Annotated in this window: 12 protein-coding genes and 1 tRNA gene; 3 read left to right on the top strand and 10 right to left on the bottom strand. The window is 49.2% G+C overall.

From position 1 onward, the window contains the following. Positions 1-3 precede the first annotated feature (3 nt). Genes nspC through speA form a run of 3 tightly spaced genes read right to left on the bottom strand, consistent with a single transcriptional unit; the run spans position 4 to position 4,306 of the window. Positions 4-1,212: a carboxynorspermidine decarboxylase gene (nspC, locus tag PsAD37_RS16170; RefSeq protein ID WP_208991913.1), complete on the bottom strand. Its 1,209-nt coding sequence runs from the start codon at positions 1,210-1,212 to the stop codon at positions 4-6. Continuing rightward, a complete protein-coding gene (locus tag PsAD37_RS16165) occupies positions 1,184-2,395 on the bottom strand; it encodes a saccharopine dehydrogenase family protein (RefSeq protein WP_063297025.1) in 1,212 nt (403 codons plus the stop codon). Before PsAD37_RS16165 ends, nspC begins: the two co-directional genes overlap by 29 nt. Before the next feature lie 21 nt (positions 2,396-2,416). Next, positions 2,417-4,306: a biosynthetic arginine decarboxylase gene (gene speA / locus PsAD37_RS16160; protein WP_084407864.1), complete on the bottom strand. Its 1,890-nt coding sequence runs from the start codon at positions 4,304-4,306 to the stop codon at positions 2,417-2,419. 339 nt (positions 4,307-4,645) lie between these two features. Here speA and PsAD37_RS16155 point away from each other — a divergent pair, with 339 nt between their 5' ends. Beyond that, positions 4,646-5,065: a helix-turn-helix transcriptional regulator gene (locus PsAD37_RS16155; RefSeq protein ID WP_063297023.1), complete on the top strand. Its 420-nt coding sequence runs from the start codon at positions 4,646-4,648 to the stop codon at positions 5,063-5,065. Positions 5,066-5,655: 590 nt separating this feature from the next. After that, complete coding sequence (locus PsAD37_RS16150; RefSeq protein WP_063297022.1) at positions 5,656-6,039, top strand: hypothetical protein; 384 nt, start codon at positions 5,656-5,658, stop codon at positions 6,037-6,039. Positions 6,040-6,127: 88 nt separating this feature from the next. Here PsAD37_RS16150 and PsAD37_RS16145 read toward each other — a convergent pair whose 3' ends face one another. From PsAD37_RS16145 to PsAD37_RS16120, 6 genes are read right to left on the bottom strand one after another with little or no spacing between them, the layout of a single operon-like run. Beyond that, positions 6,128-6,655 carry a nitrous oxide reductase accessory protein NosL gene (locus PsAD37_RS16145; RefSeq protein ID WP_063297021.1) on the bottom strand — a complete coding sequence of 176 codons (528 nt, stop codon included), beginning with the start codon at positions 6,653-6,655 and terminating at the stop codon, positions 6,128-6,130. Then, positions 6,652-7,482, bottom strand: coding sequence for an ABC transporter permease (locus tag PsAD37_RS16140; RefSeq protein ID WP_063297020.1), 831 nt, complete (start codon positions 7,480-7,482; stop codon positions 6,652-6,654). Before PsAD37_RS16140 ends, PsAD37_RS16145 begins: the two co-directional genes overlap by 4 nt. A gap of 4 nt (positions 7,483-7,486) precedes the next feature. Beyond that, positions 7,487-8,407, bottom strand: coding sequence for an ABC transporter ATP-binding protein (locus tag PsAD37_RS16135; RefSeq protein ID WP_063297019.1), 921 nt, complete (start codon positions 8,405-8,407; stop codon positions 7,487-7,489). Further along, complete coding sequence (locus PsAD37_RS16130; protein ID WP_063297018.1) at positions 8,404-9,678, bottom strand: nitrous oxide reductase family maturation protein NosD; 1,275 nt, start codon at positions 9,676-9,678, stop codon at positions 8,404-8,406. Before PsAD37_RS16130 ends, PsAD37_RS16135 begins: the two co-directional genes overlap by 4 nt. A gap of 13 nt (positions 9,679-9,691) precedes the next feature. Then, entirely contained in the window at positions 9,692-11,599 is a 1,908-nt protein-coding gene (nosZ, locus tag PsAD37_RS16125) for a TAT-dependent nitrous-oxide reductase (RefSeq protein WP_063297017.1), read from the bottom strand. Positions 11,600-11,634: 35 nt separating this feature from the next. Next, complete coding sequence (locus tag PsAD37_RS16120; protein ID WP_063297016.1) at positions 11,635-13,842, bottom strand: NosR/NirI family protein; 2,208 nt, start codon at positions 13,840-13,842, stop codon at positions 11,635-11,637. A 576-nt stretch (positions 13,843-14,418) separates the two neighbouring features. Between PsAD37_RS16120 and PsAD37_RS16115 the strand changes: the two genes are divergently transcribed. Beyond that, positions 14,419-14,494 (top strand) — tRNA-Lys (locus tag PsAD37_RS16115). A 103-nt stretch (positions 14,495-14,597) separates the two neighbouring features. On the opposite strand, the gene PsAD37_RS27635 is transcribed toward PsAD37_RS16115, so the two are convergent. Continuing rightward, a partial coding sequence (locus PsAD37_RS27635; protein WP_153039769.1) for an integrase core domain-containing protein occupies positions 14,598-14,739 on the bottom strand: 142 nt, incomplete at its 5' end.

Genomic DNA, 14,739 nt, shown 5'->3' with positions numbered 1-14,739 from the left:
CCTTTAGGAAAGACGGCTCAAGAAGTCGTTGTAAGAGAACTCGCGAATGATCTTGAGTTTATCGCTTTCAGAGTTCCAGAGCGCGATTGTTGGCAGAGGAACGCCGTTGAAGGTATTGGTCTTAACCATGGAGTAGTGAGCCTGATCGAGGAAAGCAAAGCGATCACCAACATTAAGTGGCATTGCTCTGGTGTAATCGCCAATCACGTCACCTGCGAGGCACGATGGGCCGCCAAGGCGGTATGTATGCCCCTCCTCCGCTTCATCCAGCATCGCCGGACGATAGGGAGCCTCAGTCACATCTGGCATGTGGCAAGTTGCGGAAATATCGACAATCGCCAGATTCATGGTGTTAATTGGTAGGTCCAACACTTCACCAATCAGAATGCCCGCGTCCAATGCGACAGCTTCGCCCGGCTCCAGATATACTTCCAATCCGGTCGTTTTTCGTACATCTTTGATGAAGGCAATCAACGCATCGCGGTCGTAATCTTCACGGGTGATGTGGTGGCCGCCGCCGAAGTTGATCCATTTCAGTTGTGAGAAATATGGTTCAAGCTTGTCTTTTATCGCTTCCCACGTGCGCTGGAGCGGTTCGAATTCCTGCTCACACAATGTGTGCATATGAATGCCGTCAACGCCCTTCAGCATCTCTGCATTTAACTGCGAGATTGGAAAACCCAGGCGAGAACATGGAGCACATGGGTCATATTTCTCGACCTCACCTTCAGAGTGCTCAGGATTGATACGCAGGCCTACGTCTACATTGTGCTCAGCAGCGCGGATGTTTGGAAGGAAACGATCTTTTTGAGCTGGTGAATTGAAGATCATATGGTCGGTGTAACCAATGATCTCATCAATCTCGCTTGCTTTATATCCAGCACAGAACGTTGCGATTTCTCCACCGTACTTCTGTCGGGCTAGTCGTGCTTCATAAAGCCCCGATGCACAGGTGCCATCCAAATATTCGCGCACCACTGACGCTAGTGCGAACATGGAAAAAGCCTTTAGTGCAGCGAGGACATGAGCGCCTGAGCGGTCTGCTACGTCCTTAAGTACAGAGAGGTTGCGGCGAACCGCAACCTCATCAACGACAAAACAGGGGCTTGGCACACGGGAGAGATCAAACTCTTTGAAGGCCCCCGCATCACCAGCCTGTGTCTGCATCATTTCTGCCATGAGCTTAGAACTGAACCGGACCGTCGAGCTCATGAACCTGCCAAGGCAGGCCGTGCTCGTTCAGCATGTCCATGAAGTTGTCTGGATCCAGCTGTTCCATGTTCCACACGCCCGGCTCATTCCAGTTCCCTTTCAGGATTTGGGCGGCACCAATCATCGCAGGTACACCGGTGGTGTAGGAAACAGCTTGAGAACCTACTTCTGCATAGCACTCTTCGTGATCACAGATGTTGTAGATGTAATAGTTTTTTTCGCCAGAGCCGTCTTTTGCCTGACCCGTTGCAATGTCACCAATGCAGGTCTTGCCTTTGGTCAGCTCGCCCAGATCGCTTGGATCTGGCAGAACTGATTTCAGGAATTGCAGCGGGATAATTTCCTTGCCTTCATGCATGACTGGCTCAATTGAGGTCATGCCAATGCCTTCAAGCACTCGGACGTGATTGATGTAAGCATCGCCGAACGTCATCCAGAAACGCGCACGTTCAATCTCGGTGAAGTGCGTTTTCATGCTTTCCAGTTCCTCATGATACATGAGGTACATGTTCTTCTCACCAACGCCCGGGAAGTCGAAAGCAACCTTGTGGGTCATGGCTGGAGAGGTCACCCAGTCGCCTTTTTCCCAATGGCGTGCATCTGCAGTTACTTCACGGATATTGATTTCTGGGTTGAAGTTGGTTGCAAATGCTTTGCCGTTGTCGCCGCCGTTGCAATCAAGAACGTCAATCTGGCGGATGGTGTCGAGCTTGTGCTTCTTCAGCCATGTTGCGAAAACGGAGGTTACGCCCGGATCGAAGCCAGAGCCGAGGATCGCGGTCAGGCCAGCCTCTTTAAAGCGCTCCTGATACGCCCATTGCCAGTGGTATTCGAACTTGGCTTCGTCTTCCGGCTCGTAGTTTGCGGTGTCCAGATAGTTGATGCCAGCTTCCAGACAGGCATCCATCAACTTCAGGTCCTGATACGGCAGTGCCAGGTTCACCAGCAACTCAGCGCCGCTCTCTTTGATGAGGGCAACAACCGCTGCAACGTCCATCGCGTCAACTTCAGCTGTCTTGATGGTAACGCCGGTCTTTGCCTTCACGCTTTTTGCGATGTCATCGCATTTAAACTTGCGACGAGATGCCAGCGTAACTTCGGAGAAAATATCCGAGTTCATTGCCATTTTATGTACGGCTGCGGAGGAAACACCGCCTGCGCCGATTACCAGAGTCTTACTCATGCCTATTCCCCGGTCCTTGGATTATTCGTAGTAAGTGTAGCCGTTGATGCTGTCGCGGTAAGCGGCAACCAACGTGCGTCGATCAGCGTTCTTCAGTGTGCCGGCGGAAACCGCCTCATCGATAAGCTTGCGGAAAGCGTCTACGCAGTCGCGTGGATCATATTCCACATAGGAAAGAACCTGCGAGATTGTATCACCTTCAACTTCCTGAAGCAGATCAAATCCACCATCAGCGCGCAGATCAATGGTTGCCACATTGGTGTCGCCGAACAGGTTGTGCAGATCACCCAGCGTTTCCTGATAGGCACCAACGAAGAAAACGCCAAGATAATATGGCTTGCCTTCTTCGAGTGTATGGACCGGCAAAGATGGTGAGATGCCGTCGGCCAAAATGAACTTGTCTACTTTACCATCACTGTCACAGGTAATGTCAGAAAGAACGGCGCGGCGATCCGGTGCTTCATTCAGGCGTTGTAGTGGCACGATCGGATGAAGCTGATCGATGGCCCAAACGTCTGGCAGGGACTGGAATAAAGAGAAGTTACAATGGTAGATATCTGCCACCTTCTCCAGCTGCTCGTCGATCTCGGGAGCAACACCTGTCGGTGGCGCCAGCTCTTTAATCTTGGACATCAAATGCAGATAAATGCGCTCGGAACGGCCCATCTGGCGCAGATCGATATACCCACGGCGGAAGAGCGCACGCAGCTCATTGCGGTAGAATGAGGCGTCGTTCAAACACTCCTGAAGCCGCTCTGCGTTAAGGTACCCCTCAACGGCGGCAAGATCAGCAACCATGTGGTGATCGTCTGCTTCAGGTTTAGGTGCGGTTGGCGCATCAAACAGCGTTGCTTCAAGAACATTGAAGAGCAGCATTGAAGAGGTTGCGACAACGGCACGCCCACTTTCAGTGATCAATGTGGGGTGCGTTAGTTCTGCTTCATCCATTGCATAAGCAACGGTCTCCACGACATTCGCGCAATATTCTTCAACCGAGTAGTTGGTTGAGTTTTCAATTGCCTTCTTCTCACCAGTGTAATCGACCCCAAGGCCTCCACCGAGATCAAGATGGGTTAGCTCTGCCCCTTCCCTTGTCAGCTCGACAAAGTAGCGACAGGCTTCACCAACTGCACGGCGGACGTCGTTGACATCAGGAACCTGCGAGCCAAGATGAGAGTGCTGCAATTTCAGGCAGTGCAAGAGTTTCGCATCACGGAGCTTGTCGATCACAGACACCAGCTGATCAGTGTTCATGCCAAATGTGGACCGATCACCGGAGCTTTCTTCCCACTTACCGCCAATTTGGTTCGTCAGCTTAACGCGCACGCCTAGTAGCGGCTCTTCGCCCAGCTCTTCAACTACGTTAATGACGGTATCGAGTTCTTTTGGGCTTTCCAGCACGATGATGGTGTTGAAGCCCAGTTTGCGCGAGAGAATTGCAAGGCGGATGAACTCTTCGTCTTTTACGCCGTTACAGACAATGAGAGCCTCTTTGGGCAAGCGGTGCGCAAGGGCAATAACAAGCTCGGGCTTGGAGCCCGCTTCCAACCCATAAGAGTAAGGGCGGCCAAACTCAACGATACGATCGATAACCTGCGCCTGCTGGTTGACCTTGATCGGGAAAACACCGCGATATTTGCCTTTATAGCCGACGCGATTGATCGCATCTGCCATGGAGTTGTTGATGTGAGCGATTTCGTTTTGCAGGAACGAACTTACGCGCAGCAAAAGTGGAGAATGGATACCACGTTGTTCAAGGTCGTGAACGATCTCCGGCAGACTCACCTTGGGAGCGTCCGGCATCAAAGGATTACTAAGTGCTATATCGCCGTTTGGCAGCACAGAGAGAAGATCTTTACCCCAGCGCCCCATACCATAGACGGCATGGGCGGTACCTTGATTATTCGGCAACCATTTATCCCCTTCCAGAAATGATTTTGCCCCATTTACTCATGGTCTACTCATCTGACAAGCCCAATATTGGTGTTCTAAACATCAGAGGTGAGAGAACAGGTGCAAAAGTCACTTTTTGCCGAAACTAAATCTACAACCTAAGATTTTGGTGGGGGTGCTGTTTCAGCAATTTATAAGAGGTGGAAGATTGGCTAAAGACAACACAGAAGGCAGCTCCCCTATTTCTTGCGGATATCTCATTTGCTTATTTATTTGCGACCAAACTAGCCATAGATTAATTGCACTAACTGGAATACTTCTCCACGAGATTATGTTTTTAGCAACTGCAGAGCGACCATGACTTGGCAACAGCGGCTTCAAAAACTACGAAAACAGAATGATCTGACGGTCAAAGATTTGGCTCGACGTGCAAACGTTGGTTATGACAATCTTTATAAGATCGAAAAAGGTTTAATAGATAATCCGCGTGGTGATACCCTCGGAAAGTTGGCACAAGCTCTCGGTGTCAACGAGCAGTTTCTTCGTTTTGGAATTCACGGTGTTAATGATGTCGATTTTCTAGAAGACACTGAGATTCTAAATGAGATGGAAGAGGATGTGAAACAGACTGATCTGGATTTAATTGATCAGGCGTGGACCCAGGCATTAGAAATCGAAGCACAAGTGTATGGCTCGGGTAGCAAAGGACCTATGAATTTCGTTTCCATGATGTTTGCTCGTATTTATCACGAGATGCTGAAACGAAATGAGCAATAAGACACATTTACTTGCGACCTTGCCGACCCTTTGGCGCTGTTGTTATAAATTCAAAGACTTTTTCCAAACAACTTGTTATATTGCGTTCTTAATTGAATACCTTGTCTATCTCTTTTCGACAATGTCGTTTCGAGTTCACTTCCTTCAGTTTAATCGTTTCAGTGAATGTGGGTGTTTTACAGTTATTGTTGGGGGAATTTACCTAATTTCTATCTGCCGCTATGAAACTATTTTCTCTGATTTTTTGTCTTATGAATTTGACTTAGTAATTGTGCATACGTCATGAATGTGTCTTTTAAATCTCATGTAATATTGGGTTAAGGTATTGTATTTTAAAGATTAGTTTGCTTTTATGTTGTGCCTCTGTTTTTTGATTTTTAATGTGCATTGCTCAGGTTATTTAAAACTTGAGTTTATTTACCTTTCCAGCTGTTGAAATCTACGATATGGATTTATTATCCAATTCAACTCTAATTTGTGCTCCCTTCTTGATTATGTGAAAGGCGCATAAAGATTGGACATAATCAGATTGTTCGTCTGAATTGGTATTTTTTACATTTGCTTTTAGTTCTCTAGTTGAAAGAACTCTTATGCCCATCGACTTAAATCGCGCTGAACATTCAAACGAAGTAGATAGTCAACATTCGACTGCGCGGCATGATATTTTTGACGATCTCTTGAAAACGGCAAGCATGCATGCTGCAGATGCGACGCCTGAAGTTGATTTTTTGAACTTGCTGACTGCGGATATGTCTTTTGGTGAGCCTGAACTTGGTTCTATTGTTAAGCATAGGAGCACTGAAGAAGTTGGGTTCATTTGCGGTGAAACCACACTCATTTGCGGGCATCGTGCACTCAAGTTCAGACCTTTTGACAGCTCTCCAACGGAAAGTGTGACGTGTGATCCTGATGAGCTGATTGTGGTTGGCGATCCAGATCTGAGGGTTGGCTATCCGCAGCGTTGCAAGTACTGAAACAACTTACCATTCAGTGAAACTGGTTTAGACGCAAAAAACGCTCCATTTCTGGAGCGTTTTGTATTTTCAGATTTTGTAGTCTGGGCTAGTTGCTTGACGCATCACTGAGTTCGAATTCAACTGGTTTGAGCACGTATTCATCAGGAATTTCTGTCAGTTTCACAACCTTACCACCGTTTTCAGAAGAAAACTTTTCAGCACCTGCTTGTGTGCCAAATGGAATTGCCTCTGGTGCCCCCATGCCACCGTTCTGTGTGCTTTCTATAACGAAGTATGCTGCATCGGCATCAACCCAGTTGTTGTTGCCTGGTTGCTCCCAGCTGACTGCATTGTCCATATCGTTCACATAGATCGCGACGTAATCTTTGGACTCTTCAGGCAAGCGTGTGAAGGCGACTGCATCTCGTACCTGCGAGAACCACAGTGGAAACGGGCTACCTGCCAAGTGAATTTGAGCTTTTGGCCCTTCATGATCCAAAACAGTCATCTGGCAGTAGAAACCTGCAGCTTCGACACTAAGTTCCATGGCGACCGGCTTGACGATTTCTTCTTTCTCCTGACACGCTGCCAGAAGCAACGTGACACCAACGACTGCGAATAGTTTCTTCATCATGGGGAAACCCTCTTAAGCAGCAGGATTGCACCAGACATTGCAACACCTGCAAACACAAAGATGGATGCAAGAGCAACGACTGGCGGGAATGGAAGGCTTTCAGCGACGCCTGCCATACCGCCGACCATGGCGTTGGCATCAAGTGCTGAAAGGTTGAACAAGCGGAAGGCATCCGCTGGATTTGCCAACAGAGCGAATGGGAACACGCTGGAGGCAAAGAAGCCTTCGCTATCAGCGACCAGTGCACCTAACAATGCCAGATCGTAAAGCACGATCAGTACCAGCCAAATTCCGATCGCCATTGCAGCTGCTGTCGTCACCTGGCGCACGAGTGCACTGACGATGTATCCAAGAGACAGGAATGCAAAGCCGAGGATGGCTGAGGTTGCGATCAGCCGCGCAAAATCAATGAAACCACTGGTGTCACCGCCGCCGGTTGCTGCCAGCATCAATGCGGTTGATCCGTAGCCGAGAGTGAGAGCCAGCAGTAAAACGCAGATATGTCCGACAGCCTTGCCAATGAGGAACTCGCTTCGCGTCATTGGTGAAGAGAAGATCAGCAGCAAGGTCCCGCGTTCGATTTCACCTGCAACAGCATCAAAAGCGAGAAGCAGCGCGATCAACGGAACCAGATAGACTGACAGGCTGGACAGAGAAGCTACAGTGATTGTCATGCGGCTTACATCAAGCGTGCCAGCGGGGGCTGAACCGAGCAAGGCCAGTGCCATCGAGAACGCGCTCAGGATCACAACAGAAAGTAAGATCCAGCGATTTCGTAAGCCAATCCGGAATTCTTGCTGAGCTACAGTGAGGATGCGTTGAAACATACCTTTATGCCTCCCCTGCACTATCTTCGAGATCTGCTTTTTCGGAGAAGTGCTTATACACATCATCCAGAGTTGGCAGATGGACATCGATATCTTCGATCATCGCGCCAAGGCTGGTGACCGCAGCGATTCTTGCGATCTTGTCTTCGTGTGCACACATGATTTCTACTGAGCGACAATTTACCGGAGTGCCACCCAAGCGGTTCGCCAGTTGCTCAGCAGGTTCTTCTTTCGACTTCACCTTGAGGCGGATTGGTAATCTTGCTGCAGTCCGCAAATGGTCAAGCGTATCGTTTGCGACCAGCTTGCCTTTGGACATGATCAAGATGCGATCAGTGCGTGCTTCCATTTCCGTCAAAGCGTGAGATGACAGCAAAACTGTTGCTCCGTTCCCTGAAATCTCAGTCACCAAATCGTAGAAATTTTGCCGAGAAATCGGATCAAGGCCACTTGTTGGCTCATCAAGAAGGACAAGTTTTGGTGTCCCGATCAATGCTTGTGCCAGCCCCAGACGTTGACGCATGCCTTTTGAGTATGTCCCAACGCGGCGGCGTCCTGCTTCTGCAAGTCCGACCCGCTCGAGCAAACCAATGGCTTTCTTTGCATCTTCGCCTTTTAGTTTTGCGTAGTATTTGAGAACTTCGACACCTGTCAATGTTCTTTGAAAGGCAACAGATTCGGGCAGGAACGCAGTGGATGCGCGTGCTTTATCACTGCCAGGCTCTGCGCTCAAAACTTCAATCCGTCCATCTGTTGGGGTTAGAAAGCCAAGTGACATCTTAAAGAATGTCGTTTTCCCTGCCCCATTGTGTCCGAGGAGCGCAACCCTCTCTGCGCTTCCCAGTTCAAATGAAAGATCTTTTACAGCATCCCGTCCATCGAAGGTCATGCGGACGTTTTCAGCTCGAAGAACTGTATTATTCATCTTCTTGCTCCTACCTTCGGCTTTGCTAACTCTGGTGCATGCATCAGTGGTTTTGTGTCCACGATTCCACCTGGCAAAAGCGCCGGGAACTGAGACTGCGTCCAACTGAGGAGTTGAACCGCAGGACTTCCGGTAAGCAGTTTTGCAGCGGGTTGCGTCCAGAGAATTTGATCGACCATGTCGTTTGGCCGGTAGGCGGTGTCGGCTACTCCATCTCCGTTCATGTCAAAGGCTGAATGATCGCTCCAGAAGTTTCCACGACCTTCATAGGTCCACTCAAGGTGACGTGTGCCCACGTATTTGACCTGAGTTTTATTTCCGATGAAAGCATTGTTGGAAAACTTGTTTTTAGCGGAACCAGCTGTGAAATGAACTCCAATCTCACAACGCTCGAACGTATTTCCGTCGACTTTGTTTTTGTTAGCGTTGTACATAAATAAACATTTTTCAGGCGATGCTTTCACATGATTTCCGGTGATTACGGCATTGTTTGCATAGTTCAGCATCAAGCCGTGGTCGCGATCTCCATCAGAAATGTTGTTTGTGATGGTTAGCTTGTCGGAAAACATAAGAGCGTAGCCAATGTGATTGTCTACTGAGACGTTGTTGGAGATAGTTCCTTTGTTGCCATACATATAGTGCACGGCAAAGCGTGTGTTTTGGAAATAGTTATTTCTCAGAGTATCGTTTGGACTGGTGTTTACGAAAATACCGTCACGGCCATATTTGATGGTGTTGAACTCCACGACAAGTCGTGGTGAGTTCCAGACATATATGCCGTTTCCGCGCTCGTTGGGGCGCAGATCGCGACGTCCTTCAATCAGGTTATCGGCAACGTAAGCATCATCTGGGCCGTGTGCATCCACACCCACCAGATTGTTGAGGAACTTATTGCCTGTAATTCGGGCACGATCTGCTTTTTTTGTCAGCTTCACGCCTGAATCGATTGTTTGGTTGGAAAGACCTGAACCGGTAATGACCAGTCCATCGACGACCACATCTGGTGCTTCGACAGTTATTACTGAGCCTTTGCCATTGCCTTTAAGCTCTGCGCCTGGCTCTCCTTTAAGCACCAAAGACCGATCAATGATGATCGGTCCCTGATGAATTCCAGCAGAAAGGCGCAAAACGTCTCCGTCCTGCGCCTTTTCTAAGGCGCGGGCTAAGGCATCAGGCTGTGCAGGAACAGGGATTTCAGTGGCGTGAGCAGAAACGCTCACGCCAATCAAAGCCGTCGCTCCCAGCAATGTTTGCCAGAACAACCTTGTCATGCCCGCTGCTCCCTTATGCGTCGCGAGGCTCAACGAACATACGGCCGCGCATTTCCATGTGCAGTGCGTGACAGAACCACTGGCAGTAGAACCAGTGAACACCTGGACGCTCAGCAATGAAGGTCACAGAAGCAGTTGCCTGAGGAGCAACTTCCATTGCTACACCGTAGTTGGAGATACAGAAGCCATGTGTCAGATCGTCAATGTCATCAATGTTGGTGACGTAAACGGTGACTTCATCGCCCTGCTTCACGGTGAATTTCTCAAGAGAGAAAGTCGGAGCTGCAGAGTGCATGTAAACGCGAACTTTGTTGCCATCGCGAATTACGTGTTCTGCTTCTTCCAGATCAACACCGTCTGCTTTTGCCTGTGCAACTGCATCAGCGAATGTTGGGTCGTTACGATCCCAAACAGATGCTGGGTTCACGAGAGAACGGTGAACGATGATGACGTCATGTGGCTCAGCGAATGTTGGGCCGTCATGAACGATCTTCATTTCGTCGCCAGAAATATCGATCAGCTGCTCGTTTTCAGGCTTCAAAGGACCAACGTTCAAGAAGCGGTCTTTGGAGAACTTGTTCAGGGAAACAAGCCACTTACCGTCAGCGTCCAGGGTTTCACCCATGGAAGTGTGGTTGTGGCCTGGCTGATAAGCGACATCAATCTTAGAATGGATTGGGTCGATTTCTTCACCAGCGTACTGACGGATTGCTTTGTCGATGTCCCATTTAACCATCTGGCTGTCGAGGAACAGTGTGGTGTATGCGAAACCGCGGTTATCGAATGCTGTGTGGAGAGGGCCAAGGCCCAGCTCAGGTTCTGCAACAACTGCGGAACGTGGATCTGCACCGTCAAACACTGCATCCAGCTTGTCCACGTCGATAACAGAAACTGTTGGAGACAGTTTACCAGCGATCATAACGTGTTTTTTGTCTGGGCAAGTGTTACAGCCGTGTGGGCTGTTCGGCACTGGAACGTATGCGGTGTACTTGGAGCCTTTACGGCCATCAAGAACAGGCACGCCATTCAGCATTTCGTAGTCGCCGTTTTTGACGCCTTCTTCAATGCGTTTGATGTTGAAGACAACACAGTGGTCCATTTCGGACGCAGTCATCTCTGCCAGGTTGGTACCCATTTCTGAGTTGTAGCTGGTTGAGAATGCGTATTTGCCCTGATAGTCCGCATCACAGTTATCCAGGTTACCGGATACAATCACCTGCCATGCGACTTCCATGGTATCGCCGTCAATCGCGGTGAATATGCAGGTATATTCTTCAGGCTTATCAAGGATTTTACCATCGTTTACGAGTGGAGCTTCGTGCTCACCGTTTGCGAAGACATAACCTGTACGAGGCCATTTTTGAGGACGTAGACCATGGATGTCGTGCGCGTTTGGCACTTCGATGATCTTGTCTGCTTTCATCACGTCAAGACGAATACGTGCAACGCGAGTATTTGCCTTATCGTTCATGAACAGGTAGCGGCCGTCATATTTGCCGTCGGTGAAGGACATATGTGGGTGGTGAAGGTCACCGTTGTCGTATGTGTCCATATTATGAGCTGCAAGGAACTCTTTGGTTTCTGGCAGAAGGTTTTCTGTCAGAATTTTTTTGGATTCGTTGGTCTGGCCCCAACCGGTTGCAGAACAACGGTTGAACACCGGAACGCGCATCAGTTCACGCATGGATGGGATACCCAGAATGCGCAGCTCGCCTGCCTGACCAGAAGACCAGAAGCCGTAGTATTCGTCCAGGTCACCCGGAGCAACGTGGAAGTCGTTACCTTCAGCTGCCTGTGCAGCAGTGATGCCACCAGTAGCGCCAGCAACTGCCACTGCACCCAGACCCGCAACAGCGGCTGTTTTAGCAGTACCACCGAGCAATGCGCGGCGTGACAGACCTGTCTCTTTTCTATCAGTCATGAAAGTCTCCCTTGATACTTTCTAGTAGATTTGGCCTAAGCCGGTTGTTTGACGGAAGTGCCCTTTTCCGTCTTTGAAATACCCGTCTGCGCTTCGAACTTCTTGCGCTTGGCAAGCTTCTTAATGCAGACCGGACATTTGTCGTCACTCTGATACAGAACCTGACAGTGCAGGCAGTTCAGGCATTCGTTTGGATTGATGTTGCCCTCTGGGTGGATCGCTCCAACCATGCAGTCCTTTTCGCAACGGGAGCATGGATTGCCGCACTCTTTGTAGCGCTTCAGCCAGTCGAACATGCGTAGGCGTGCTGGAATGGCGAGTGCTGCACCAAGCGGACAGAGGTATCGGCAATAGAACCGCTCGATAAACAGACCCGCGGTCAAGAGCGCCACAGCGAACAGGACAAACGGCCATCCGCGCTGGAACTTCAAAATAATTGCGGTCTTGAATGGTTCAACCTCTGCATAATGCTCAGCAACTGCCAATGAGTAGAGTGACAAGCCAAATAGAGCGAGGAAGATCATGTACTTCACGGCCCAGAGGCGCTCATGCAATCCCCAAGGCAGTGAGACTTGTGGAACTTTGAAGAACTTCGCGATCCGATTGGTTAGTTCCTGAAGTGCACCAAATGGGCAAAGCCAGCCGCAATATGCGCCACGCCCCCAGAAGATGAGTGCTGCTGCAACAGCAAACCACAGTAGGAACACGAGTGGATCCATCAGGAACGCGGTCCAGCTGAATTCTGTCGTCAGCGCTGAGAAGAGCGCCAATACGTTTACAACAGAGAGCTGCGCGTTTTCCATCCAGCCCAGCCAGACCAAGACGAAGGTTAGGAAGCCAATACGGAACCAGAAGGTAAACTTCTCTGATTTGGCAACCTGCATCTGGAAGAAGAAAACGCCTGTCAGGATTGTAAGTGCAATGCCCAAGATCGCGATATCAACCTGGCGATCATTCCAAATGCGCTGCCAAAGCTCTACGCGGCCTTCTTCTGCAGGAGCGGCAACTGCGCCTTCTCCATTTCCTGCATCTGCTGCTGCAACTGGCACAACCTCTACCTTCTTCAGGTATTGCTGCGGCAACTGATAGCCCAGATCAAATGTCAGGAAGGTTTTCTCAATTGCACCAATCGTACGGTGCACAAGAAGCTGCAGCCGGAATGGTTTACTTGGATCGAAACCAGAGTCTGCAGGAATGGTGAACATGTCCAGTTCTTTGAACATTGGCGCATCATCTGCAGCCACAACGCCGAGACGTTTGTGTTGACGGTCTCTGAAGCGTACTGAAATGTCATTCTGGATCAGCTGAATACGATCAAAGATGCCACCACGTACGTAGCCTGTGCCTTTGAAAGAATATCGACCCCGACCGAGAACTACGATGGCGTGCTCACCTTCTTTAAGGCGATTTTTCAGATTGGCATACTCTGCGTCTCCCAGGATCGTACGACCTACAGTTGGGACGTCAGCAAGCGCCATAAACATATCGACGTAAGAGTCGGTTTCTGGTCCCTTCTCTGGACGTTTGATGGCTTTGGGATTGCCCTGCTCTACAAAAGCGGCGTTGACCTGGCCCACATCGAGCGTCAGACGACGGATAGAACCATCACCAGTCATTGTCATCCAGTCAGAGACTTCTGCTTTTTCTGGATCGATGACAAATTTTGGACCAGTGTCAGTAGTAGCGCCTTTCAGGCCACCAAGTCCGAGGGTGCGCGCCACTTTCAGGCTTGCTCTCACGACGGAATCATCAATCACCATAATGGTGACGGTCGCGCCGGAGATAATATCCAGCTCATGAGCCGACCCGCCCTGCGCTGCTTCTTTCTTGATATCGAGACCTGCGTAGTTCTCGGTGATCTTTTTGATCTCGCTATCAGGAATACCAATCAGGACGATTGGTTCCGCGTGTTTTACCAGCTGAACGCTTGTAAGCATGCCGTCTGGATTGATACCAACCAACGTATCAATAGGCTTGCCAGAATATCCTGTTGTGGAAACGAGATCAGTGGTTAGGAATACCCAACCTAAAACGTCATCTCCGGCCATTGCTGGCAACACTGCGATGTCCTCGCGCAGTGCACCGTACTTGTCGGCCTTAGGAAAGAATTTTGTGACCTCAACTTTTTTGGCAAAGTCGAGAACACGGTTTGAAGAATCCGACGCAGCTATCGCATAGTTCGACGCACTGAGAAAGAACGTAAAAATTAGAAGGAAGACAGTGCGCAACCTGAGAGCTCGCATTTCCGAGAAACCTTATCTCGCATGAAAAATATACATTAAGTAGGTGCGCTTATTCGGAGGCGAGTTCTTTGCGACAGATCAAAAAGCCAACTCCACTAATTGATCAAAACACGCATCTCCACAGTATTTAGATATTTCACAACTTTTGATTGAATTTGCACGATGATGCTCTGCGTCACGGAATTTTTTATTGTCGTAACTGTTTGTATTTATTCGTATTTAACTGAATAATCTGCATTTGTTAAGGATACTTAAAACCCATGAATTGCTGTGAAAATGCATGGCTGAATGAGCTTTAGGTTGTAGTTTTACGGAGAAATCGAGACAATATGCCCTAGGGGGGAAGTCTGATGATAGCTCCCACTCTTAACTCTCGGCATTAGCGCGTATGAGGCGCATTCTTCGCTGAAGGCACTTAAGTGTAGCCGCCTTCTCTTCGTGATTATGCGAGACGTAAGATGCATACTTGATTCAAATTCAATGCACAGTGTGGAAAATCAAAAAAAGCGCTTGCGCTAAATACCTGCAATCCTTAGAAGACCCTTCACAGGCAGCGACCACACCAGACGCGCCTGAGAGCCCGTAGCTCAGCTGGTAGAGCAACTGACTTTTAATCAGTAGGTCCACGGTTCGAACCCGTGCGGGCTCACCATTTAACCTCATGGTATATAAAGAGGTTTAGCAAAGCTCCCTTCTGGGAGTTTTTTGCGTTTAGGCCTTGTGATCAGCCCCACTTGAGTGGTCCGGTTTGAAAGTTAGTGCATGACTGGCCTTTGGTCTACTGGAATGATTACTTCAGGAGCCGGTGGGCGGAAGTTCAGCGCACTATGGGGGCGTTTGGTATTGTAGTGTATCCTCCACCTTTCGATGATTATTTGGGCTTCACGCAACGGATAC

This window comes from Pseudovibrio sp. Ad37 (assembly GCF_001623075.1).
Taxonomy (GTDB): domain Bacteria; phylum Pseudomonadota; class Alphaproteobacteria; order Rhizobiales; family Stappiaceae; genus Pseudovibrio.
This window is presented reverse-complemented; position numbering and strand designations above follow the sequence as displayed.

Coding starts and splice junctions, on each gene's coding strand:
- PsAD37_RS16165 (WP_063297025.1), bottom strand. CDS start 2,395: ATGAGTAAGACTCTGGTAATCGGCGCAGGCGGTGTTTCCTCCGCAGCC.
- PsAD37_RS16135 (WP_063297019.1), bottom strand. CDS start 8,407: ATGAATAATACAGTTCTTCGAGCTGAAAACGTCCGCATGACCTTCGAT.
- nosZ (WP_063297017.1), bottom strand. CDS start 11,599: ATGACTGATAGAAAAGAGACAGGTCTGTCACGCCGCGCATTGCTCGGT.
- PsAD37_RS16155 (WP_063297023.1), top strand. CDS start 4,646: ATGACTTGGCAACAGCGGCTTCAAAAACTACGAAAACAGAATGATCTG.
- PsAD37_RS16140 (WP_063297020.1), bottom strand. CDS start 7,482: ATGTTTCAACGCATCCTCACTGTAGCTCAGCAAGAATTCCGGATTGGC.
- PsAD37_RS16120 (WP_063297016.1), bottom strand. CDS start 13,842: ATGCGAGCTCTCAGGTTGCGCACTGTCTTCCTTCTAATTTTTACGTTC.
- PsAD37_RS16150 (WP_063297022.1), top strand. CDS start 5,656: ATGCCCATCGACTTAAATCGCGCTGAACATTCAAACGAAGTAGATAGT.
- nspC (WP_208991913.1), bottom strand. CDS start 1,212: ATGAGCTCGACGGTCCGGTTCAGTTCTAAGCTCATGGCAGAAATGATG.
- PsAD37_RS16130 (WP_063297018.1), bottom strand. CDS start 9,678: ATGACAAGGTTGTTCTGGCAAACATTGCTGGGAGCGACGGCTTTGATT.
- PsAD37_RS16145 (WP_063297021.1), bottom strand. CDS start 6,655: ATGATGAAGAAACTATTCGCAGTCGTTGGTGTCACGTTGCTTCTGGCA.